Genomic DNA, 20,310 nt, shown 5'->3' with positions numbered 1-20,310 from the left:
CTATAACGCCCAGTTATTGAAACTCCAGTCCTTGCGTCGCGACGTGATGGTGTATCACGATGCTGGCCTGGGCCTCCTCCTTGGCATGAGCACGCACATCCGTCGTCGGACAGCTTGGCGCAGCCACCATCCCTGCGTCGGGTGCGACGCGCTGGGCCGCTGGCGCTGGAAATGCGAGTGCGGCGCGGGCGGACACGCGGGACGATCGACAACGGACTGGCGCTCGATGATCACCTCGGCTCTCGTGCACCAGAACTGCAGTCCAGGCGAATGAAGTGAGGTGGGTCCGATGCCGACCCCGGAGTTCCTGAGGAGCATGCGAACGGCGACCCGGAACCGGGCGCACGTGCGCGTCCACCACCAGGCGGACGTGTTCCGCGGTGACACCGGCAGCTGGTGCTGGTCCTGTCGGTGCGGCGCCGGCGCCAACGCCGGCCGGACGCGCACGGACCACCAGTGGATGTCGGCCGCCGCCCTGCTCCACGAGGCGGCTCGCCCCGACCCGTGATCCGCTGAGGTTGCCGGCGGAGGGTGACGTACGCAGCCCGCCGTGCCCTGCGACATCTGCAGCGTGCAGACCTGCTTCCGGCACCGGCCACTGGACCGGCCGGACCGAGCCGAGCCGAGCCGATGGTTAGGCGCGATGGTCGGGCGCGATGGTCAGGCCCGCGGGTCGCGAACGATGGCCACGGCGATGACGCCGAACGCCACCGCGTTGAGACCCCAGCCGATGAGGTCGAGTGTGGGGCTGCCGACGATGACGAGGGCGATGAAGTGCGCCGGCTGGCAGACCACGAGGGCGATCCCTGCCCACATCGGGATGGCCCGAGTCCGGATCGCGGCGACGCCGAGGAGCACGGTTCCGATGACGTGGCCGGCGATGAAGAGACCCAGGCCGAGGTCGGCGACCGGGTGCAGCCCGGCGAAGAAGGTTTCGATGGTCGCCGTGTCGGCACCCGACTGCACCCCGCGAAGCACGATCGCGTCACCGGCCACCAACCAGGGAAGGCACAGGTATGCCGGGACGAGGAGGAGCTCGGCGGCAGCGGTGAGGCGGGGAGCGTCGGCGGCGAACGGTCGCGCTGCGAGGACCGCTGCCACCGGCAGGGTGAGCGAGGCGAGGAACCCCAGCCACACGACAGCGTTCTGGGCATTCTGGTGGGCGGCCACGTCGCGAACGACATCGGCCGTGTCGGTGCTGTTGAAGTACGGAAGGACGAAGCGCAGCACGGCGACGAGCGCCGGCGCCAGGGGGAGCACCACCAGAATGCCGAGGCGGGCTGCCCGGCTGCGCGGGCGCGGACTCGCACCCCCTCCGGTCCAGGACTGGGGCGGCGGCGTGGAGATCGCCGACGAGGTGGACGTTGATGCGGCCATGAGGACCTCCGGTGACGGGGATGGATCGGTGAAGTCAGCGTGTCTTCGTGCGCGTTCCCTCGTCCGCGGCCGTCGCTCACGAGGTGCGGGAACGCGTTCCCCACCTGCGGGAACGCAGGGGCGAGCACACTGGCTCCATGACCGGGTCGCTTGCGTGGTCGGCCCCGTCGTCGGCCGTCCCACCGCCGATGGCGAGGGTCATGTCGTGGCGCCGGGCGGCCGCCGCCACGTTGGGCGCCGTGTCAGTCGTCGGCGCAGTCCTGGCCGCGTCGCTCTCGTGGTCAGCAGGGATGTCGTGGGCCGATGTCCTCGAAGGGTTCGTCGTGACGAACACCCTGATGGGCCTCAGCTTCGGACTCTGCGGTGCGTTGATCGTCTGGCACCGGCCACGGTCCGCGATCGGCTGGCTGTTCGTCGGTGACGGGCTCGGTCACCTCGTGAGTGCGGTCGCGGCGCCGCTCAGTGCGGTCATGCGCGCCCAGGGAGCGCCGGTGTGGTCGGTGCGCGGCGTCGAGACGGTGTTCGCCTACGCGTGGCCGTGGTCGATCGCACTCTTCCTCCCACTGGCGTTGTTGGTGTTCCCCGATGGACGGCCCGCGTCGCGGCGCTGGCGTCCGGTGATCGCCGTCGTCGCTGCCACAGCCCCCTTCTTCGTCGTCGCGCAGGGCGCTTCACCCGGCTCTCCAGCCCCCGGGCTGCCCGACCCGTACCTCACGATTGCGGGCTACGACCGGTTCGGCTGGTTGTGGACGGCATCGGAGGTCCGCACCACGGCGGCACTGGCTCTGGGCGTGGCCGCGCTCGTCGTCCGGTATCGGAAGGCAGACGACGCGGGTCGTCGCCAGCTGCTGTGGCTGCTTCTCGCAGCACTCCTCGTGCTGGTCATCGTGGTGCCCTGGTCCTATGTCTCCGGGACGCCTGTGGCGGTGCTGTTCGGTATCCCGCTCATCCCGATCGCCGTCACGGTGGCGATCGTGCGTCACCAGGTGCTCGACATTCGCCTCGTGCTGTCGCGAGCCGTTGCCTGGGCAGGACTGTCGCTCCTCGCCATCACGCTCTACGTGCTCGTCACCGGCCTCCTCGCCGACCTCGCGGTGGAGGCCACGGGTCGAGCCGGGATCTCGGCAGTGGTCGTGGCGCTCTCGCTCGCCCCCGCCCTGCCTCGGTTGCAGCGGGGTGTGGATCGAGTGATCTACGGCGATCGCCGAGAGCCGAGCCGTGTCGTGTCGCGGGTCGGCGCGGAGTTGGCCGCCGGGCGGGAGCCTCTCGACGACGTGGTCGGCGCCATCCGTGAGGCGCTCCGCCTGCCGTTCGTCGCCGTCTCCGCGCGGGGCGTGGTGGTGGCAGAGTCCGGTACGGCGGGTGCGCTCGTCGTGCAGCTGCCGCTGGCGTATGCCGGCGAGAACGTCGGCACACTCGACGTCTCGCCGAGGGCGGGGGAGCGCGAACTCGGTGGTCGAGATCGTCAGGCGCTGGGAGTGGTGGCGGTCACCGTCGCGGTCGCGGTCCGTGCCATGGACCTCACTGCCAGCCTTCAGACCTCTCGCGAGCGGATCGTCGTCGCCCGCGAGGAGGAGCGCCGGCGGCTTCGGCGGGATCTGCACGACGGGATCGGACCCGCGCTCACGGGGATGTCCCTTGCGGCGGACGCCGCCGGGAACCTCCTGGATGGTGACCGCGCTGAGGCGCGCGTCCTCATCCAGTCGCTCCGTCGGGACACCCGGACGACCTTGGTCGAGCTGCGACGGGTCGTGGACGCGCTCCGCCCTGCAGCCCTCGACGAGCTGGGGCTCGTCCCTGCGCTGCAACAGCACGCGTGCCTGCTCACTCGTCGGTCCGACGGTGCACCTCTCGAGGTGCGGGTCCGGGCGCCCCAGCAGATGCCGCGGCTGCCCGCCGCCGTGGAGGTTGCGGCATACCGGATCGCGGTCGAGGCGCTCACCAACGTCGTTCGCCACGCGAGCGCGAGCGTCGCCTGCCTCACTCTCACCTGTGACGACCTCGTGGTGGTCGAGGTCATCGACGACGGATCGAGCACCGAGCCGTGGGCGCAGGGTGTGGGGATGCAGTCCATGCGCGACAGGGCCACTGAGCTCGGCGGGGCCCTCGAGGCTGGTCCCGGGCCATCCGGCGGAACGGTCCGCGCGTCGCTCCCGGTGCACCCCGCAGTGGCCGCGGACGGGTCGCTCCCGGCGGTGTCACAGTGACGGTCGTGCGCGTCGTCGTGGCGGACGACCATCCCATCGTTCGCTCGGGCCTGAGCGCGCTGATCGGCTCGCTCGCCGACCTCGAGTTGGTCGGGGTCGCCGCGAACGGCAAGGAAGCCGTGCGGCAGGTGGTCCTCACCAAGCCGGACGTGGCCCTGCTCGACCTGGACATGCCAGAGCTCGACGGGTATGCCGCGACGCGCGAGATCGTTCGCACCTCCCCGCAGACGGCGGTTCTCGTCCTCACCATGTCGGCCGACGACGACGCCGTCTTCGCCGCCGTCCGTGCGGGCGCGCGCGGCTACCTCGTCAAGGGTGCCGAGCAGGAGGACATCCTGCGCGCCGTCCGGGGCGTGGCCGCTGGTGAGGTCGTGTTCGGCCCCGGTGTGGCGGAGCGTGTCCTGGCATTCCTCTCCTCCCCACCGGACGCCCCGGACCTCGTGTTCCCCGAGCTGACCCGACGGGAACGGCAGATCCTCGACCTCATCGCTGCCGGGCGGTCGAACGCCGAGATCGGGCGTTCCCTGGGTTACGCCGCGAAGACCATCGCCAACAACGTGTCGCGGATCTTCGCCAAGCTGCAGGTCGCGGACCGAACCCAAGCGATGATCCGCGCCCGCGACGCAGGGCTGGGACGCGAGCCCGCCTGAACTCGTTGACGGCAGCGGGACGACTGTGGCCGGTCCGGCTGAGCACCTACGATGACGGGGTGAGTCCAGAGGTGTCGGTGCACGAGGTCGCCGCGCTGCTGCACGAGTGCGGTCCTGCCCTGGTCCTCACGGGGGCCGGGATGTCCACGGAGAGCGGCATCCCCGACTACCGCGGGCCTGACGGCAACCGCCGGGTGACGCCGATGTCGCACCAGGAGTTCACGGCGACGAGCGAGGCGCGGCAGCGCTACTGGGCGCGCAGCTTCATCGGCTGGCAGCGCTTCTCCGCAGCCGAACCGAACGACGGCCACGCTGCCGTCACCGAGCTCCAGCGGTCCGGGCTCTTCGGCGCCGTCATCACCCAGAACGTCGACGGACTGCACCAGGAGGCCGGCACGCGCGACGTCGTCGAGCTCCACGGCTCACTCGCCGAGGTCGTCTGCCTCACCTGTGGTGAACGCGTCGACCGCGACCTCGTGCAGGCCTTCATGCACGACGCGAATCCCGGCTTCGCCTCACGCGCTCTCGGTTCGGTGCCCGACGGCTCGCAGGTGAGCAGCCAGATTCGACCCGATGGTGACATCGTGCTCGCCGACGAGGCGGTCCGGACGTTCGTCGCGCCGCGATGCCTGGTGTGCAGCGGCGACGCACTCAAGCCGGACGTCGTCTTCTTCGGCGGGTCGGTCCCGAAGGACCGGGTGGACCTCTGCTTCGCCCTCACCGATGCGGCGCCGGTCCTTGTCGTGCTGGGTTCCTCGCTCAAGGTGATGAGCGGCTACCGGTTCGTGCGACGCGCGGCGGCACACGGCATACCGGTCGTCGTCATCACGAGGGGACCGACGCGCGCGGACGCCGAGACGACGCACCGGATGGATGCGCCGCTCGGCGTCACGCTGTCGTCCCTCGTCCACGCCGTCGGGGAGCGGGCGGACCGGGCGGGCTGAGCTCAGATCCGCCGGAGGACCGCCGTGACCTTGCCGAGGATGGTCGCGTGGTCGCCGTCGATCGGGTCGAAGGCGGGGTTGTGCGGCAGGAGCCAGACCTTGCCGTCCTTGCGCTTGAAGGTCTTGACCGTCGCCTCGTTGTCGAGCATGGCCGCGACGATGTCGCCGTTGTCGGCGGTCGGCTGCTGGCGCACGACGACCCAGTCGCCGTCGCAGATGGCGGCGTCGATCATCGACTCACCGACGACCTTGAGCAGGAAGAGCGAGCCCTCGCCGACGATCTGCTTCGGCAGCGGGAAGACCTCGTCGACAGTCTCTTCCGCGAGGATCGGGACACCGGCGGCGATCTGGCCCAGGACCGGGACGTAGCTCGCCTCGGGGCGGGCGTCGCCCGAACCCGTGGGGTCGAGATCGGCGTCGAGGTCGTCGGGGGTCGCGCCGCCGCGGTAGCCGCGGATGTCGCTCGGGGTGTCGGGGGAGACGACCTCGAGGGCACGCGGCCGGTTGGGGTCGCGGCGGAGGTAGCCCTTCTTCTCCAGGGCGTTGAGCTGGTGCGACACAGAGCTGGGGGAGGTGAGCCCCACGGCCTGGCCGATCTCGCGCATGCTCGGCGGGTAGCCGCGGCGGTCGACGGAGTTGCGGATGACGTCGAGGACCTTGCGCTGACGAACCGTGAGGGTGCCGTCGCCGGGATCGCGGTCGGGCAGCTCGTGGACGTCGGCGTCCGTGGCGCGCTTGTCGCTCATGCTTCGTCTCCTCCGAAGGGCGTTGTCAGTGGGGCCTGATTGGCTTCCTGACATGACCTCAGCGTACGGAGTTCGAGCAGGTGTTTCAAACATCTGTTCGAGGCGTGTCTTGAAGTCGTCGAACATCCGTGCTAGAAATCGTACAGACGTTCTATCGAACGTCCTTTCGACCCAGGAGGACCTCATGAGTGCAGTCGCCTACGACGACACCGCGGCCGGGTATGCCGTCCCGCTCCCGACGCGTCGTCCGCAGCGTCCGCGGCTCGTCCTCGTCCCGACGGGCGAGGCGGTGTGCGAGGCTTCGGCTCCGGCCCTTCGGCTGACACGAGCAGGGCGCCTGGCACTGACGACGACCGTGCTCCTTCTTGCTCTCGTGGCGGCGTTCGTCGGGTTCACCGGGGGAGCGGCGGCCACGGGCGCGCCACTCACGGTCACGGTCGAGCAGGGCCAGACGCTGTCGCAGCTCGCGGCCGAGCACATGAGCGGCTCCTCGATCGCCACCGCCGTCGCCGAGCTCCAGCTGGCCAACGGTCTGGGCAGCGCACAGGTCCGCGCCGGCCAGACCATCGTCATCCCGCAGGGCTGAGCCTTGCGCTGACGGTCACAGACTCCGAGCCGCTTCGACCCCGGCTCGGGCCTGAGTCCCCAGGCGAGCTTCGACCCCTTGCCGACTCAGAGCACGGAGGGCGCCCCGCCATTGTTCGCGTGGGGCGCCCTTTGCTGTGCCGCTGGCGTCCGGGAGGAGGTAGATGGGTTCGTTGCCCGGGCGCCTGTCGTCGTGGGCAACTTCTTGCCCCACGACCACCAGCCAAGCGGCGCTCGGTCCCTTGCCGGGTGGTGATCGGGCAATAAGCCTGGAGCGCAGCGGCTTGGACCTCTCATGACTGAATCCAGCGGTGGGCGCGTGCAGAGGGTCAAGCAGCTTCGGGTCGTCGTCGAGGCTGAGGACTACGACGACGCGGTGCGCTCTACCGAGACGTCCTCGGGATGGAGGAGATCGCCGCGTTCTCCGAGGGAGGCGAGGACGCGTCGCGATCCTCGAGGCGGGCCGAGCGACCTTCGAGATCGCCAGCCCGGCACACAAGACGGCGATCGACCGGGTCGAGGCGGACGGCATACCGAGTCCGAAGATCCGGATCGCGTTCGAGGTCGAGGACTCAGCGGCCTCGACCCGGGACGCCGCGGCGGCCGGCGCGGTCGTCGTGGCAGAGCCCGTGCTGACACCGTGGATGTCGCTCAACTCCCGGCTCGAGGCGCCAGCGGAGCTGACCCTGACGTTGTTCGAGGAGACAGAGGAGTCGCACGAGCGCGCCCAGCGTGAGGGGTTCGGCACCAACTCTTGACAGTGAGTGGTCGGACACAGGAGCAGGGTGTCGTCGTCTGCAGCGGTCGCTCGTCAGGTCCGCGCGACCTCCGACGCGTCCGCGTTCAGGAAGTTGAACGCGGCCCTCTTGCGTGCGGGTCTGCCGTGTTCAGACTGTTGAACGCGAAATGGTCAACACCGGGTCAGGACCGCTCCTACCGTCGATGACGTGCCCGCACCCGGTGGGCGACGACTCGCGTAGGGGAAACACATGCAGCTCCGCCAGAACGCCGCAGCGGACGCGCGGCACCGCCGTCTCGTGGACGCCGGACCGTCGAGGACGACCCGCCGGCTCCTCGCCGTCGTGGCCGCGTCGAGCATCGTGGTCCTCGGCGGGGTGGGTCTCACCCCCGCACAGGCCTCATCCGTCACCAGTGCCGTCTTCAGCGGCACGACGGGAACGGTCGCGGTCGGCGGCACGCTCTACGCCAAGCAGGGCGCCGCGCTGACGCTCACCGTCGTGACGAGCAGCGACACCAAGTGCGTCGAGGTGGCCGGGGCAGCCTCCCTGCCCCGCCAGACGTCCGCCACTCCGAAGTCGAGCTGGACGTTCACCACGACCGCCCCGGCTGGCGACGGAAGCCAGGCCTTCACCGTGGCCGCGTCCCCGAACTTCAACGCCAACAACTGCACCGGCCAGACGAACTCCACCCAGGCGTCCTACGTCCGCGACAACACCGGTCCCGCCGTGGCCGCCGAGATGGCGCCCGCCGCCAACGCGGCCGGCTGGAACAACAGCGAGGTCACCGTCAAGTGGTCCGCCAGTGACACCGGCGTCGGCGTCGCCGCGGCGCAGCCGTTCAGGACGGACTCGGTGACGGCGAACGGCGTCCAGGTCCTCACGGCGCCGGCGCAGGGCGACCGGCTCGGCAACCTCGGGGCCGGCGGCTCCACGACCGTGCGGGTCGACAAGGCGACCCCGACCATCACGGCGGGCCAGACCAAGAACGCGGACGGCACCACGACCGTCACCTTCACCTGCGGCGACAGTCTGTCGGGCATCGCGTCCTGCGTGGCCGACGGCTCCACGACGAACAGCCGGATCGTCCAGCCCGGCGCCACCGTGACGGGCACCGCAACGGACCAGGCTGGGAACTCGTCCACCGCCTCGTCCACCGCCCCCGCCGCGGACACCACCGCACCACTGCTCTCCGGTGCGCCCACGACCCTGCCCAACGGCGCCGGCTGGTACCGCGGCGACGTCACGATCGACTGGACCGCCTCCGACCCGGAGTCGGGCGTGCCCACCGCCCCGGCCGACACGGTGATCGGTGGCGAGGGCACCGGTCTGACGAGCAACGCCACCGTCACGAACGGAGCCGGCCTGTCGACGACGGCGGGCAGCTCGCCCGCCGTGAGGATCGACCGGACCGCACCGTCGACGAGCATCAGCGGCGCCTCGAACGCGTGGGTGAACGATGCCGTCACCCTGACCCTCACGCGGTCCGACAACCTCTCGCAGGTGGCCTCGACCTCGTACACCGTCGATGGTGGATCGACGACGAGCGGCACGAGCGTGCTGCTCGAGACCACCGGCGAGCACACCATCACCTACTGGAGCACCGACAACGCGGGCAACGTCGAGGTACCCAAGACGGCCACCGTACGGATCGACCGGACCGCGCCTTCGATCAGTCACTCCTTCACCCCGAGCAGCTACACGGACGGCGCCTGGACCAACGGCGACGTCACGGTCAGGTTCATCTGCGACGACCAGGGGGGCTCCGGTCTCGTCGGCTGCACCGAGCCCGTGACCGAGAGCGGAGAGGGGATCCGCACCGTCACCGGCGAGGCGACGGATGGTGCGGGCAACGCCACGCCCGACGCGGCCACCGTCCGCATCGACAAGACCCTACCGACCATCACGGCCACGGCCGTGGGCGAAAAGAACGCCGCCGGCTGGTACAAGGCAGACGTCCGGGTCGAGTACGTCGTCTCCGACAACCTCTCCGGTGTGGCAACGCCCCCGAAGGCGGACGTGCTCAGTGAGGGCTCGGACCAGAGCGCGAGCGCCTTGGTCACCGATGCCGCCGGCAACGCCGCCGAGGCGGGCGTCACGGACATCGACGTCGACAAGACTCCGCCGACCCTCGTGGGCTCGTTCCCGAGCGGGTGGCACACCGAGGACGTCACCGTCACCTGGACCTGCACGGACGCCCTGTCAGGCCCGGCCGGCACCCCGGCCGCCACCACGGTGACCGGTGAGGGCGCCAACCTCTCCGCCACCGCCAGCTGCTCCGACGTCGCGGGCAATGCGACGACCAAGACCGTCACCGGGATCATGATCGACCGCTCCCGCCCGACGACCGAGGCCGAGGTCTCGGGGTCCCCGACCAACGACTGGTACGCCCAGGGCGCCACCGTCACCCTGACCGGCAGCGACAACCTGTCCGGCGTCGCCGCCACCTTCTTCACCCTCGACGGCGGCCCGGCGACCCAGTACGAAAAGCCTCTCGAGCTGACCGAGGACGGCACTCACACCGTGACCTTCTGGAGCACGGACGGCGCCGGCAACTTCGAGGCCGCTGGTGCGCCCGTCGTCGTGCGGGTGGACGGCACGGCACCGGTCACCAGCGTCGTGAACCCGATCTCGCCCGACAGCGGCTGGTTCGTCACGAGCGGGATCCCCTTCGCCTTCAGCACCACGGAGTCCGGTTCGGGGACGCACGCCACGTACTACACGATCGACGGGGGCCCGGCGCAGACCTACGGCCAGCCGTTCACCCAGGACCTGTCCGACGGCGTGCACCAGGTGACCTACTGGAGCACCGACGTCGCCGGCAACGTCGAGGCTGAGCGCGACTTCGAGCTCAACGTCGACACCGTGGCGCCGACCATCGAGGGTGCGACGCTCAACGCCGACGGCGGCCGGCGCCCTGCGAACGCTTTCGGGTGGTTCAACAGCCCGGTCGATGTCAGGTTCTCCTGCGCCGACACCGGCTCCGGCCTGCAGGTCGGCGTGGCGGGCTGCGCCGGGGACACGACCCTCACAAACGACGGCGCCGGCCAGACCGCCACCGGTGACGCCGTCGACGTCGCGGGCAACAGGAGCCGCACGACGTTCGGTCCGGTCAACCTCGACCAGGTCAAGCCGACGCTCGCCGGGGTGCCCATCGCCGCGAACGCCGCCGGCTGGCACAAGGGCGACGTCACGGTCACCTGGGTCGGCGACGACGGGCTGTCCGGGCTCGACCCGGCCACCCAGCCCGAGCCGAGCACGATCACCGGAGAGGGCGCCGACCTCGGTGCCGGCCCGGTGACGGTCAAGGACAAGGCCGGGAACACGAGCGAGCTGACCTCGGTCACCGGGGTCAGGATCGACCGCACGCCTCCGGTGGTGAAGGGCGCTGCCAAGACCGCGCCCAACGCCGCCGGTTGGTACTCCGGCGATGTCGTCGTGGACTTCACCTGCACCGACGCGCTGAGTGGGGTCGCCACCTGCCCCACGAGCGCACTGCTCAAGGGCAACGGTGCGGATCAGTCCGTGACCAGCGGTGTCGCCACCGACCGCGCAGGGAACGAGGGCACCGGCGCCACGGTTCGCAACATCAACATCGACGGCCTGGCACCGACGACGACGAGCAACAACACCTGCACTGCGGTCAACGAGTGGTGCAAGGGCGACAACGCGGACGTCGTCCTCACCGCGACCGACCAGACAGGCCTGTCGGGAGTCAAGGAGCTGCGCTACCGGGTCGACGGGGGTGACGAACAGGTTGCTGCCGGCTCCAACACCACGGTCTCCGTGCCCCTCAGCGGGACCGGCGCCGGCACCGTGAAGTACTGGGCCGTCGACAGGGCAGGCAACGTCGAGCCGGCGAACACCGTGGCGCTGAGGTGGGACAACATCGCTCCCACCGTGAGCAATACCCTGTCGCCGGCACCGAATGCCGACAAGTGGAACCGGTCCGACGTCACCGTGACCTTCTCGGCCAAGGACGACGACAAGGGCTCCGGCGTCGCGTCGGTGACCGCCCCCGTCACCGTCTCCACCGAGACGTCGGGACGAGTCGTCACCGGCACCGCCAAGGATGTCGTGGGCAACATCGGCACGGACTCCGTGACGGTCCTGCTCGACAAGTCTCAGCCGACCATCTCCGGTTCCGTGACCAGCGGGACAAAGACGGCAAGCGGCTGGTACTCCGGCCCCGTCACGGTCACCTTCACCTGTGCTGACGCCCTCTCCGGCGTGGCCACCTGCCCCGACCCGGTCGTCCTCACGGCCAACGGCACCAACAGTGCGACGGGCACGGTCACCGACCGGGCGGGGAACACGGCGACGGCCTCCGTCGGTGGGATCCGGATCGACCAGGAGAAGCCGGCCCTCACCACCGCGGACGTCAACGTCGCGGGCGCGACCTTCACCTTGGGTCAAGTCCCGGCGGCGAGCTGCGCGGCCAAGGACGACTTCGCCGGACTCGCCTCATGCGTGGTCACGGTGACCGGTGGCAACGCCAGCGGTGTGGGCACCTTCTTCTACACCGCCACGGCGACGGACCTCGTCGGCAACACGTCGACCGTGACCGGCACCTTCCGCGTCGTGTACCGGTTCGATGGGTTCCTCCAGCCGATCAACGACACCGCCCACCAGGTCGGCACGTCGACCAGCGTCTTCAAGGCCGGCAGCATGGTCCCCGCCAAGCTGCAGCTCAAGAAGGCGGACGGCACCGTCGTCCAGGCGACCACCGCCCCGGTCTGGCTCACGCCGGTGAAGGGCAGTTCGATGATCGCCCCGGTCGACGAGTCGGTGTACAGCGCGAGCAGCGACAGCGGCACGACCTACCGCTACGACGCCACCACCGGTCAGTACCAGTACAACTGGAAGACGGGCAGTGCCGGTGGCAGCTACTGGCGGGTCGGGGTCAAGCTCGACGACGGACAGACCCACCTCGTCAACATCGGCACTCGCTGACCGTCGGCGAGTGACAGCAGGCGGCCCCACGTCGACCACGGCGTGGGGCCGCCTGCACGACGCAAGGAGGTGGACCCGGTTGCACCAACCGCGGACGATGACCAGCGACTGCCCTCCGTGGTGCGTCGTCGACCACGGGACACAGGTCGGGGAGGAGGACGCGCTCCACGTCAGCGTGACCCTGAGCGTGCGCCGGACGGCAGTCCGCCTGTGCCTGACCCGGGGCGAGGGCTTCCGGACCGCCGACGGGCCCTACCTGCTCATCGGGTCCGACGAGTACACGCTGTACGAGGCAGACGCGCTCATCGGGGCGCTGACCCAGCTCGTCGATGCCGCGGGCGCCACCAGGGCAGGCGCGGGCGTCGTCAGTCCCCGCGCAGGAGCCTGAAGGCGCTCTCGCGGTCCTTGACCCGCAGCTTCTTCAGCACCGTCGAGACGTGGACCCGCACCGTCGTGGGCGACAGGAACAAGCGGTCGGCGACGTCCTCGGTCGCCAAGCCCTGAGCCAGCAGCTGCATGACCTCCCACTCCCGGGCGCTGAGCCTGGCGGCCGCAGGGGTGGTGCGCCCGAAACGACGCTTGGTCGGTGCGCGGAACTCGTCGAGCACGCGGGCCACCAGCTTCGGCGACAGGGCCCCGTTGCCGGCGAGCACCTGGCGCAGCGAGTCGCCGAGGGTCGTCGGGTCGGAGTCCTTGAGCAGGTACCCCGACGCTCCGGCCCTCAGCGCGTCGAAGAGGTCGTCCTCCTCCACCGACTGGGTCAGCATGACGACCGCGACCTCCGGGAGGAGACGCGAGATCTCCGCGGCGGCGCGGATGCCGCTCCCCGGCATGTGGATGTCGAGCAGGGCCACGTCCGGCCGGTGCTCGGTCGTCAGGGCGACGGCGTCGTCCGCCGAGGCGCCCTCGGCCAGCACCTCACAGCCATTCGCCTCGAGCGCCTGGCGGATGTGGGCGCGCAGCCGCGCGTGGTCGTCGGCCATCACGACCCGGGTCGTCACCACGTCACCTCCACGGTCGTGCCCCTCCCCGGCTCGGACCTGATGTCGGTCGACCCCCGCAGCGCCGACGCCCGGTCAGTCATGCTCGTGAGCCCGAACCCCGTGGCCGCCGTCCGCGTCGCCCGCGGGTCGAAGCCGCGACCGTCGTCGGCGACGACGAGGTGGTGCCGACCGTCGGGCCCACGCCAGAGCCGCAGTCGCACGCAGCCCACCTGTCCGTGACGAATCGAGTTGGACACGGCCTCCCGGGTGATGCGCACGAGCGCGTGGCGGTGCTCGGCGTCGGCAGTGATGCCGTGATCGAGGTCGACCTCGAGCCGGGCGTCGTACCGCTCCGCCACCTGCCGGGCCGCCCGGTGCAGGACCTGGCCCAGCGGTTCGTCCGGGCTGCGGCCCAGGGCGTCGACGGCGGCGCGCGCCTCGTCGAGGGCCCGGTCGCACGAGGCCAGAAGCCCACGGCGCGCGTCCTCGGGCATGTCGGTGAGGCCGTGGGTGACGATCCGGATGTAGCCCAGCTCCTGCACCACGCCGTCGTGCAGCTCGCGGGCCAGCCGGCGTCGGTCCTCGAGGACGGCCACCCGGGCCTGCGCCGACCAGTACTGCCTGATCTCGCGGGTCGCCCCGACGAGGAGCAGGACGTAGGAGGCGGTGCGCAGTAGGTCGCCGGTGTAGAGCCACCCGGTGTAGAGCGAGGGGAAGAAGGTGTAGTTGATCCGCGCGAAGCCGGCCAGGGCGAAGGCCGGCCCTGCCCACATGAGCAGGTGGTCGGTGCGCGCTGCCCGGCTCTGGACGACCTGACGGGTGAAGAGCACCGAGGCCGAGAGGAAACAGGCGGCTGCGAGCGCCCAGGCGACGAAGATCAGGGGGTGCTCGGTGAGCAGGGGCCGCTGGACGGTCGCGGACTCCTGCTCCGTCACCGCGAGGGCGAGCCGGTCGCGCAGAAGCCAGAGGACGACGGTCGCGAGGGCCACGACGGCCCAAGGGACGACCTGCACACGCCGAGTCCAGCCGGCGAGGACTCGGTCGCGCGCCAGGGCGGCGAGGAGGACGAGGACCGCCGCGCCGGCGCGCAGGCCCGCCGGGAGCCAGACGTCCAGAGTTCCCGGGGCGTACCCGGAGAGCAGCTCGAGGAGCAGCGTCATTCCGAGCCCAGCGAGGGCGAGGAGGAGCAGGGCCTCTGCGAGGAGCAGGTCCTGGAGCCGCCTGCTCCGGGCGAAGCGACCGAAGAGCAGGTACGCGGCGAGGAGCGCGACGCACATGTCGGCCGTGTCGAGGACGAGGTGCATTGACGGGTTCTGGTAGGCCGGGAGGAGCAGCGGCGTGCCGGCAACCATCGCCGTGACGAGGACGCCGACGGCCCAGCCGGCCGCTGTGAGGGCGGGAGCGGGATGGAGGTCCGGCCTACCCCGGGTGGCGTTCGTCGGACCTCCGTCGCGACCGGGCCGGACTCGGTCGCGTCCGGTTGCGGGCCGGTCGCGACCCGTCAGCCCTTGCCGCTGCATGCGGGGAGTTTAGGAGCCGCCCACCCAGTCAGGTGCGAGAACGAGCGAACCCGAGGGCGCGCAGCATGCATGCCTCTGACCTGCGGCGACGTCCTGGATCGGTGCCAGGTGCCAGCGCTCGGACGGCCGCCCCCGGGTCGGCTCCCGCCTCTCGGCGCCCGCCGTCACCAACCCTCGTCGTGAGGGTGAGGGGCTCGGTTGGTGTCCCAGGGCCGGTCAGGCGAAGGCCAGCTCGAGCGGGAGCTCGTGGAAGGCGGCGACGAACTCGGCCGCCTCGGCGACGCCGTGGCGTTCTGAGTTCGTGAGCGCGACGTCGGGACGCACGGTGACGACAACACGCTTCGCCTCGACCTTGCGCTTGAACGTCCCGACGTCGTGCCCAGCGACGACCACGATGCCGCCGCCGGCCTCGGAGACGAGCCGGGTCCGGTCGGCGTCGTGGTTGCGTCGTGGGAACCCCGTGCTCGGGTAGGTCAGCGCTGCCTCGTCGAACGTCGACAGCAGGTATGCCGTGTGCTCACGGGTCGTGCGTGCCGTCACCGACGGGTCGAACCACAGGGTCTCGCCGGCGCACTCGACCGACTCGAGCGGGTGGGACTCACGCCAGTGGGCATCGGTCGTGAGCTCGGCGACGGCCTGTCGGATCTCGGTCAGGGTGAGGCCGCTCCAGCGCTGGAGGTCTCGCTCGGACGCAGGACCGTGGCCGGTGAAGAACCGGTGGGTCAGCTCGAGGAGGGCTCGCTCGCGCGGCCACGAGTCCGCGTCTGCCGGAGGGATGGTCTCGTCGACGAGGACGTAGGTGTGCTCGGTGCCCCGCGGGGGACCGGAGCAGATCACCGACCTCACCTCCGCCGTGAGCAGCTGATGCGCCATCGGCTCGCCTGGCCCGGGGAGCCCGGCCGCCGCGAACTCCGGGCCGATCTCCTTGCGGGTCAGGGCGCGGCCCCCGCCGAGGAGCTCGTGGAGCAGCGCGAGGCCGCGCTCCTTGACCTCGTCGGTCAGTCCGAGCTGGCGGTGGCGCGCAGGCATCCCGCCCTCGACCTTCGGCCCGGTGAGCGTCTGGATCCAGCGGAGGTCCTCGGGTGCCACGTGATGCCAGGTCGGCCGCAGGATGTGGGTGCGCACCCAGCCGCCGGCCGACTGCGCCGCCAGCACCCCGGCATACGACGTCGTGCGCGAGCGCATTGCGAGCGAGTGGGCCGCCAGCGGCGCGTCCTGGCTCTGGACGCAGGTGAGGAGGCGGACGACGTCATCGGGGCGAGGGAGTGGTGCCGATGACAGTCGTTGCACTGCGAGGCGTCGCCGGATCACCCAGTCGCGAGTGACGGTGCGGGTCATGACGACATCCTGTCGGAGCGGGACAATGGCGGCATGGAGCAGAGCACCGAGGTGGACATCGACGCGTCACCCGAGCGCGTCTGGGCGGTCATGAGCGACGTGGAGCGGTGGCCGGAGTGGACCGAGACGGTGACGGCGGTGACGCGGCTCGACGCCGACAGCCTGGGTCTCGGCTCGAGGGTCAGGGTGGAGCAGCCCAGGCTGCCGCCCACCGAGTACGTCGTCACCGAGTTCAACCCGGGGGAGGGGTTCACCTGGGTTGCCACCGGACCCGGCGTGCGGACGACGGCGCGCCACCGGATCGAGCCGGTCGCCGGGTCGGGTTCGCGGGTGCGCGTGCGGCTGTCCGTCGAGCAGTCCGGTCCGGTGGGAACGGTCATGGGGAGGCTGTTCTTCAAGCGGCTCACCGACCGCTACCTCGCCACCGAGGCGGCCGGGCTCAAGGCACGCAGCGAGGGCCCCCGCTGATCTGTGCCTCGACTCATGACGACAGGGGGCGTCGCATCGTGAGCCGGGGCATCTTGCTCGCCGTCGCGTCGGTCGTACCGACGACCTCGAAACCGGCCCGCTCGAACATCGACCGGGTGCCGACGAAGGCCATGGTGAGGTCCATCCGGCCGTCCGGGTCGACGGGGTGCGACTCGACAGCGGGTGCACCGTGGTCTGCGGCGTAGGCGACCGCTCCCTCGATGAGGTGCTGGCTCACCCCGCGCTTGCGGAAGCCACTGCGGACGACGACGCAGACGATGCTCCACACCGGCAGGTCGTCGGTGGGCAGCATGAGCGTCGAGCGGTCGAGGCGGGTGATCTCCGAGCGTGGCCCGATGTTGCACCACCCGACCGGCTCGCCGTCGAGGTAGGTGACGACGCCCGGTGGGTGCTCGCGCTCGCAGAGGGCGCGCATCGCGCGCTCCCGCTGGTCGTCGCCGTCGCCCCCGAGCCCGCTGATCTCGGCCGCGGTGAGGCGGTGCGACAGGCACCAGCAGTGCGTCGGTCGCCGGTTCCTGTTGATGACGTCGGCGAAGTCCTCGAACCGGTCCGGGGTCACCGGATGCGTCTCCCACACGGGCTCGGTGGTCATGACGACATCCTGCCGAGGCCGACCGACAGCCGCGTTCGATCGGGCTCAGCCGGCGCTGGGACTCGAGCTGGCGCTGGGGGTGGCGCCGGACGCCAACGCAGCCGTACCTGAACCAGGGCCCCGGCAGAACTCGTCCTCCCGGGCTGTTGCCACGGACGCGGTCTGGCGGTCGACTAGTCCTCGTAGGGCTGCCCGCCGGGGGCAGGCCACGTGGACGGAGGTCAGCCATGAGCAGTGAGGTCGACGCACTTCCCGACGACAGCGGGGACGCCCTGTCGGAGACGGATCCCGCCATGGGCGTGCATGCCACGGCCACGCTGCCCGTGCCAGCCGAGGAGGTGTGGCGCCACCTCGTCAGCCTCGAGGGGACCGAAGCTCTCCTGGGTGAGGGAGCCCGCCTCGGGCGCAAGGGGGAGCCGTGGTCCGCGGAAGACGGCTCGCACGGCGTCGTCCGCAGCTTCCACCCCCTCGAGCAGGTGCGGGTGACCTGGCACCCGCACCGGGACGGTCCGCTCAGCCTCCTCGACGTGCAGCTGCACGCAGACGGAGACGGCACCAAGGTCGATCTCTACCACGAGGGGCACGGCATCGCCGGAGACCCGCGCGGCGACCTCCAGCACTGGGAGAACGCCCTCGACCGGTTCGGGGGAGTCGTGTCCGGCTGAGTCGTGGAGAGCGACCGCCCCGACGTCCGTGGGGAATGATTGCCTTGCTCCTGCAGTTTTGTAATTGTGTAAGCACTGCAAGAAGCAGTGCAGCAGGATCAGGAAGGAGACCCATCATGAGGTCCCACCACCCCCACGCAGAGTTTGCGGACGGTCCACGCCCGACAGAGCGCGCCCAGCGCCGTGGCATGCCCGGTCGTGGACCGAGTCGAGGCCGCGGCCCTGGCGGCGGTCGCGGCATGGGCCGGCCGGGAGGCTGGCAGCAGGCCGACGTCCCCAGCGCGGACGACGCCCGTGACTGGTTCGCCGGTCGGCTGCCCGACGAGTGGTTCACCGAGGTCGACGTCCGCGTCGACCGCGACGAGATCACCGTGATCGGCACGCTGCCGGACGAGAACCTCGAGGGAGCCGAGGCGGAGGGCCGGATCAGCCGCTGGCGCAGCGACACCAAGGAGCAACGCATCGGGATCGCCCGCGAGGCCGAGGCCCGCTACGAGCGCAAGGTCTCCTGGGGCGTCCGTCTCGGCGAGACGCAGGCGCTGTTCACCCACCTCGCCGCGCCGGTCATGACCCGGCTGCGCCAGCCCGAGCGCCAGGTCCTCGACACCCTCGTCGACGCCGGCGTCGCCCGCTCGCGCAGCGACGCGCTCGCATGGTCGGTCCGGCTCGTCGGCCAGCACGCCGACGAGTGGCTCGGCCAGCTCCGCGAGGCCATGAGCGAGGTCGACAAGCTCCGGGCCGAGGGCCCGAACCTCTGACCCGACCCCGCCGACCCGACCCGACCCGACCCGACCCGATCGCGCAGGTGTGCCGGCCGCTCCCGTGAGCGGCCGGCATACCTGCGTCTGGGACTGGGGCTGCGTCTGCGTCTGGGGGCTGGGGGCGACGCGATGGCGAGGTGACCGTGACGCCACTGTGCACTGCTGCGCCGGAGCGCAGCAGTGCACAGCGCGTGCGGGGAGGTTCCCTGTCCTCCACCGCTCGGGTCCGGCTCCACCGCGCGGCCCATGCGCTGCGACGACGGTGGGGCGGACCGGTCAGCGCCCTCGGGGAGGGCGCTGCGACTCAGTGCCTCGGGCCGCGGGCCGCACCCTGCGCGACCCGGTCCGACTCCGCCCGCGCCTGCTCCAGCGAGGCGAGGTGGTACGGGTCGTGCGTCGTCGGCACCTCGATGCCGCACTGGGAGGCGTTGAGGTAGACCGTCGCTCCCTGGGTCGGCACGCCCTGCCCGTCCAGTCCCGTGTCCGACCCGCTCGCCACCTGGTCGAGCTCGGCGTTGACCGCGTGGACCGCGCTCCCACGCCACTGGTGCCAGTCGTCGACACCGTTCTCGACCGACCAGAGCGACGGCAGCACGCGCAGGTGGTCGGCCCCCGTCTCGCCGTGGATGTAGAGGAAGGAGTGGAAGACGCTGCCCCGCCACGGGTCGTGGTACGGGTCGCCCTCCTCGGTCCAGCGCTCGACGCCACCGACGGCCCAGCCGCCCTCGTCGAGTCCGAAGACCCGGGAGTACGCACCGCCGTCGACGACACCCAGCCCGACCGCCTCGTCCGGCGTCGGCCAGTAGACCGCCTCCATGTGGCCGGCCCGGGTATCCCAGCCCCAGAAGCCCTCGCCACCGGCGCTGCCGTCGTCCTTGACCTCCCACGGGACGGCGTCGATGCCGACCCGGTCCATCGTGACGACCGAGCCGTCGGCCCGCCACAGCGTCGGGTCGTAGTCGGTCCAGTGCGGGTTCTGGGGACGCTTGGCCTTGGCGATGATCCCGACGCGGTCACCCTGGGCGTTGATGCCCTCGGCGTTCGACCCGGACCCCGTCGACGGGAGCCTGAACGGGCTGGACGTCGCGGACTCCAGCCCGACGGCGCTGAACCCGTTGCGGCGAGGGCTGCCGTCACCCACACCCCGGACGTCGCTTCCGACGAGCGCGCCGGAGTCGTTGACCCGACGCAGCAGCAGGGTGGTGTCGGTCGTGCCCGACGACGCGCTGACCACGGTGAGCTCCATCGTCGTGATGTCGAGGACCCAGTTGACGACGCCGCCCATGTCGCGGTCCTCGCTGGCGCCGTTGACCAGGCCGGTGGACGTCAGCTCGTAGGCGATGTCGGCGAACTTGCCGAGCCCGGTGTCGACCGGCTCCGGCGCCCCGTCGATCCCCCTCCAGATGACGGCGCGCTGGGTCTGGATGTCGTCCTCGACGACCTGGTAGTTGCCGTAGTAGACCGTCGTGCCGTCCACCACCTCGATGTCCATGACACCGGCGTCGAAACCGCCGGGTGGCGGCAGCAGCTCCACGAGCCTGCAGCCGGCCGGCGCGGGTGAGCCGAAGGCGCTGGTCGCGGTGGACGCCGCCACCACCGAGAGGCTGAGCGTGAGGGCCGCCGTGGTCGCAGCCGCCACGGCCGTACGTCGAGTGTGCATGGGGTGCCTTCCTTGTCCGGTATGCCGGCCGGTCCCGGCCCGCTGCACCGAGACTCGCGCGGGCCGGTCGCGACCCGGTCGCGGTCCGGTCGCGGACCGCGTT

General features: G+C 71.1%; 18 protein-coding genes. 11 read left to right on the top strand and 7 right to left on the bottom strand.

Translation table 11 applies throughout. The features are described 5' to 3' along the window. Nucleotides 1-289 precede the first annotated feature (289 nt). Nucleotides 290-508, top strand: a complete 219-nt coding sequence (locus LL946_RS00230) for a hypothetical protein (RefSeq protein ID WP_404383589.1) — start codon at nucleotides 290-292, stop codon at nucleotides 506-508. A 152-nt stretch (nucleotides 509-660) separates the two neighbouring features. On the opposite strand, the gene LL946_RS00225 is transcribed toward LL946_RS00230, so the two are convergent. Further along, the gene (locus LL946_RS00225) at nucleotides 661-1,377 is read right to left on the bottom strand and encodes a hypothetical protein (protein ID WP_404383587.1); all 717 of its coding nucleotides are present in this window, start codon (nucleotides 1,375-1,377) and stop codon (nucleotides 661-663) included. 137 nt (nucleotides 1,378-1,514) lie between these two features. Between LL946_RS00225 and LL946_RS00220 the strand changes: the two genes are divergently transcribed. Genes LL946_RS00220 through LL946_RS00210 form a run of 3 tightly spaced genes read left to right on the top strand, consistent with a single transcriptional unit; the run spans nucleotide 1,515 to nucleotide 5,178 of the window. Next, entirely contained in the window at nucleotides 1,515-3,584 is a 2,070-nt protein-coding gene (locus LL946_RS00220) for a sensor histidine kinase (protein ID WP_404383585.1), read from the top strand. 5 nt (nucleotides 3,585-3,589) lie between these two features. Further along, complete coding sequence (locus LL946_RS00215) at nucleotides 3,590-4,234, top strand: response regulator (RefSeq protein WP_404383583.1); 645 nt, start codon at nucleotides 3,590-3,592, stop codon at nucleotides 4,232-4,234. Between the two features lie 59 nt (nucleotides 4,235-4,293). Further along, a complete protein-coding gene (locus tag LL946_RS00210) occupies nucleotides 4,294-5,178 on the top strand; it encodes a Sir2 family NAD-dependent protein deacetylase (protein WP_404383581.1) in 885 nt (294 codons plus the stop codon). Nucleotides 5,179-5,180: 2 nt separating this feature from the next. Here the strand turns inward: LL946_RS00210 and lexA are convergent, their stop codons facing one another. Next, on the bottom strand, nucleotides 5,181-5,924 hold the full coding sequence (gene lexA, locus LL946_RS00205; RefSeq protein ID WP_404383579.1) for a transcriptional repressor LexA: 744 nt from the start codon (nucleotides 5,922-5,924) through the stop codon (nucleotides 5,181-5,183). Between the two features lie 184 nt (nucleotides 5,925-6,108). Here lexA and LL946_RS00200 point away from each other — a divergent pair, with 184 nt between their 5' ends. The 4 genes from LL946_RS00200 to LL946_RS00185 all read left to right on the top strand — a co-directional run bounded on the left by LL946_RS00200 (nucleotide 6,109) and on the right by LL946_RS00185 (nucleotide 12,587). Next, the gene (locus LL946_RS00200; protein WP_404383577.1) at nucleotides 6,109-6,510 is read left to right on the top strand and encodes a LysM peptidoglycan-binding domain-containing protein; all 402 of its coding nucleotides are present in this window, start codon (nucleotides 6,109-6,111) and stop codon (nucleotides 6,508-6,510) included. 616 nt (nucleotides 6,511-7,126) lie between these two features. Then, on the top strand, nucleotides 7,127-7,267 hold the full coding sequence (locus LL946_RS00195; RefSeq protein WP_404383575.1) for a hypothetical protein: 141 nt from the start codon (nucleotides 7,127-7,129) through the stop codon (nucleotides 7,265-7,267). A gap of 231 nt (nucleotides 7,268-7,498) precedes the next feature. Further along, on the top strand, nucleotides 7,499-12,199 hold the full coding sequence (locus LL946_RS00190) for an OmpL47-type beta-barrel domain-containing protein (RefSeq protein WP_404383573.1): 4,701 nt from the start codon (nucleotides 7,499-7,501) through the stop codon (nucleotides 12,197-12,199). 97 nt (nucleotides 12,200-12,296) lie between these two features. Beyond that, nucleotides 12,297-12,587 carry a hypothetical protein gene (locus LL946_RS00185; RefSeq protein ID WP_404383571.1) on the top strand — a complete coding sequence of 97 codons (291 nt, stop codon included), beginning with the start codon at nucleotides 12,297-12,299 and terminating at the stop codon, nucleotides 12,585-12,587. On the opposite strand, the gene LL946_RS00180 is transcribed toward LL946_RS00185, so the two are convergent. The 3 genes from LL946_RS00180 to LL946_RS00170 form a co-directional block, all read right to left on the bottom strand. Then, complete coding sequence (locus tag LL946_RS00180) at nucleotides 12,565-13,200, bottom strand: response regulator (protein ID WP_404383569.1); 636 nt, start codon at nucleotides 13,198-13,200, stop codon at nucleotides 12,565-12,567. The genes LL946_RS00185 and LL946_RS00180 overlap by 23 nt on opposite strands. After that, on the bottom strand, nucleotides 13,197-14,702 hold the full coding sequence (locus tag LL946_RS00175) for a sensor histidine kinase (protein ID WP_404383567.1): 1,506 nt from the start codon (nucleotides 14,700-14,702) through the stop codon (nucleotides 13,197-13,199). The genes LL946_RS00180 and LL946_RS00175 overlap by 4 nt, the downstream gene beginning before the upstream one ends. A gap of 216 nt (nucleotides 14,703-14,918) precedes the next feature. Beyond that, entirely contained in the window at nucleotides 14,919-16,040 is a 1,122-nt protein-coding gene (locus tag LL946_RS00170) for a winged helix DNA-binding domain-containing protein (protein ID WP_404383565.1), read from the bottom strand. 33 nt (nucleotides 16,041-16,073) lie between these two features. Here LL946_RS00170 and LL946_RS00165 point away from each other — a divergent pair, with 33 nt between their 5' ends. Further along, the gene (locus LL946_RS00165; RefSeq protein WP_404383563.1) at nucleotides 16,074-16,508 is read left to right on the top strand and encodes an SRPBCC family protein; all 435 of its coding nucleotides are present in this window, start codon (nucleotides 16,074-16,076) and stop codon (nucleotides 16,506-16,508) included. A gap of 13 nt (nucleotides 16,509-16,521) precedes the next feature. Here the strand turns inward: LL946_RS00165 and LL946_RS00160 are convergent, their stop codons facing one another. Then, on the bottom strand, nucleotides 16,522-17,121 hold the full coding sequence (locus LL946_RS00160; RefSeq protein WP_404383561.1) for a GNAT family N-acetyltransferase: 600 nt from the start codon (nucleotides 17,119-17,121) through the stop codon (nucleotides 16,522-16,524). 227 nt (nucleotides 17,122-17,348) lie between these two features. Here LL946_RS00160 and LL946_RS00155 point away from each other — a divergent pair, with 227 nt between their 5' ends. Together LL946_RS00155 and LL946_RS00150 are read left to right on the top strand one after the other, a co-directional pair. Continuing rightward, nucleotides 17,349-17,786, top strand: coding sequence for an SRPBCC domain-containing protein (locus LL946_RS00155; RefSeq protein ID WP_404383559.1), 438 nt, complete (start codon nucleotides 17,349-17,351; stop codon nucleotides 17,784-17,786). Between the two features lie 239 nt (nucleotides 17,787-18,025). After that, nucleotides 18,026-18,544 carry a hypothetical protein gene (locus tag LL946_RS00150; RefSeq protein ID WP_404383557.1) on the top strand — a complete coding sequence of 173 codons (519 nt, stop codon included), beginning with the start codon at nucleotides 18,026-18,028 and terminating at the stop codon, nucleotides 18,542-18,544. A 307-nt stretch (nucleotides 18,545-18,851) separates the two neighbouring features. On the opposite strand, the gene LL946_RS00145 is transcribed toward LL946_RS00150, so the two are convergent. Beyond that, entirely contained in the window at nucleotides 18,852-20,207 is a 1,356-nt protein-coding gene (locus LL946_RS00145; RefSeq protein ID WP_404383555.1) for a hypothetical protein, read from the bottom strand. Nucleotides 20,208-20,310 lie beyond the last annotated feature (103 nt).

Origin of the sequence: Knoellia locipacati (assembly GCF_044791685.1) — a bacterium.
GTDB lineage: Bacteria > Actinomycetota > Actinomycetes > Actinomycetales > Dermatophilaceae > Knoellia > Knoellia locipacati_A.
The sequence above is the reverse complement of the archived record's forward strand: the minus strand, read 5'-3'. Positions and strand labels throughout refer to the sequence as shown.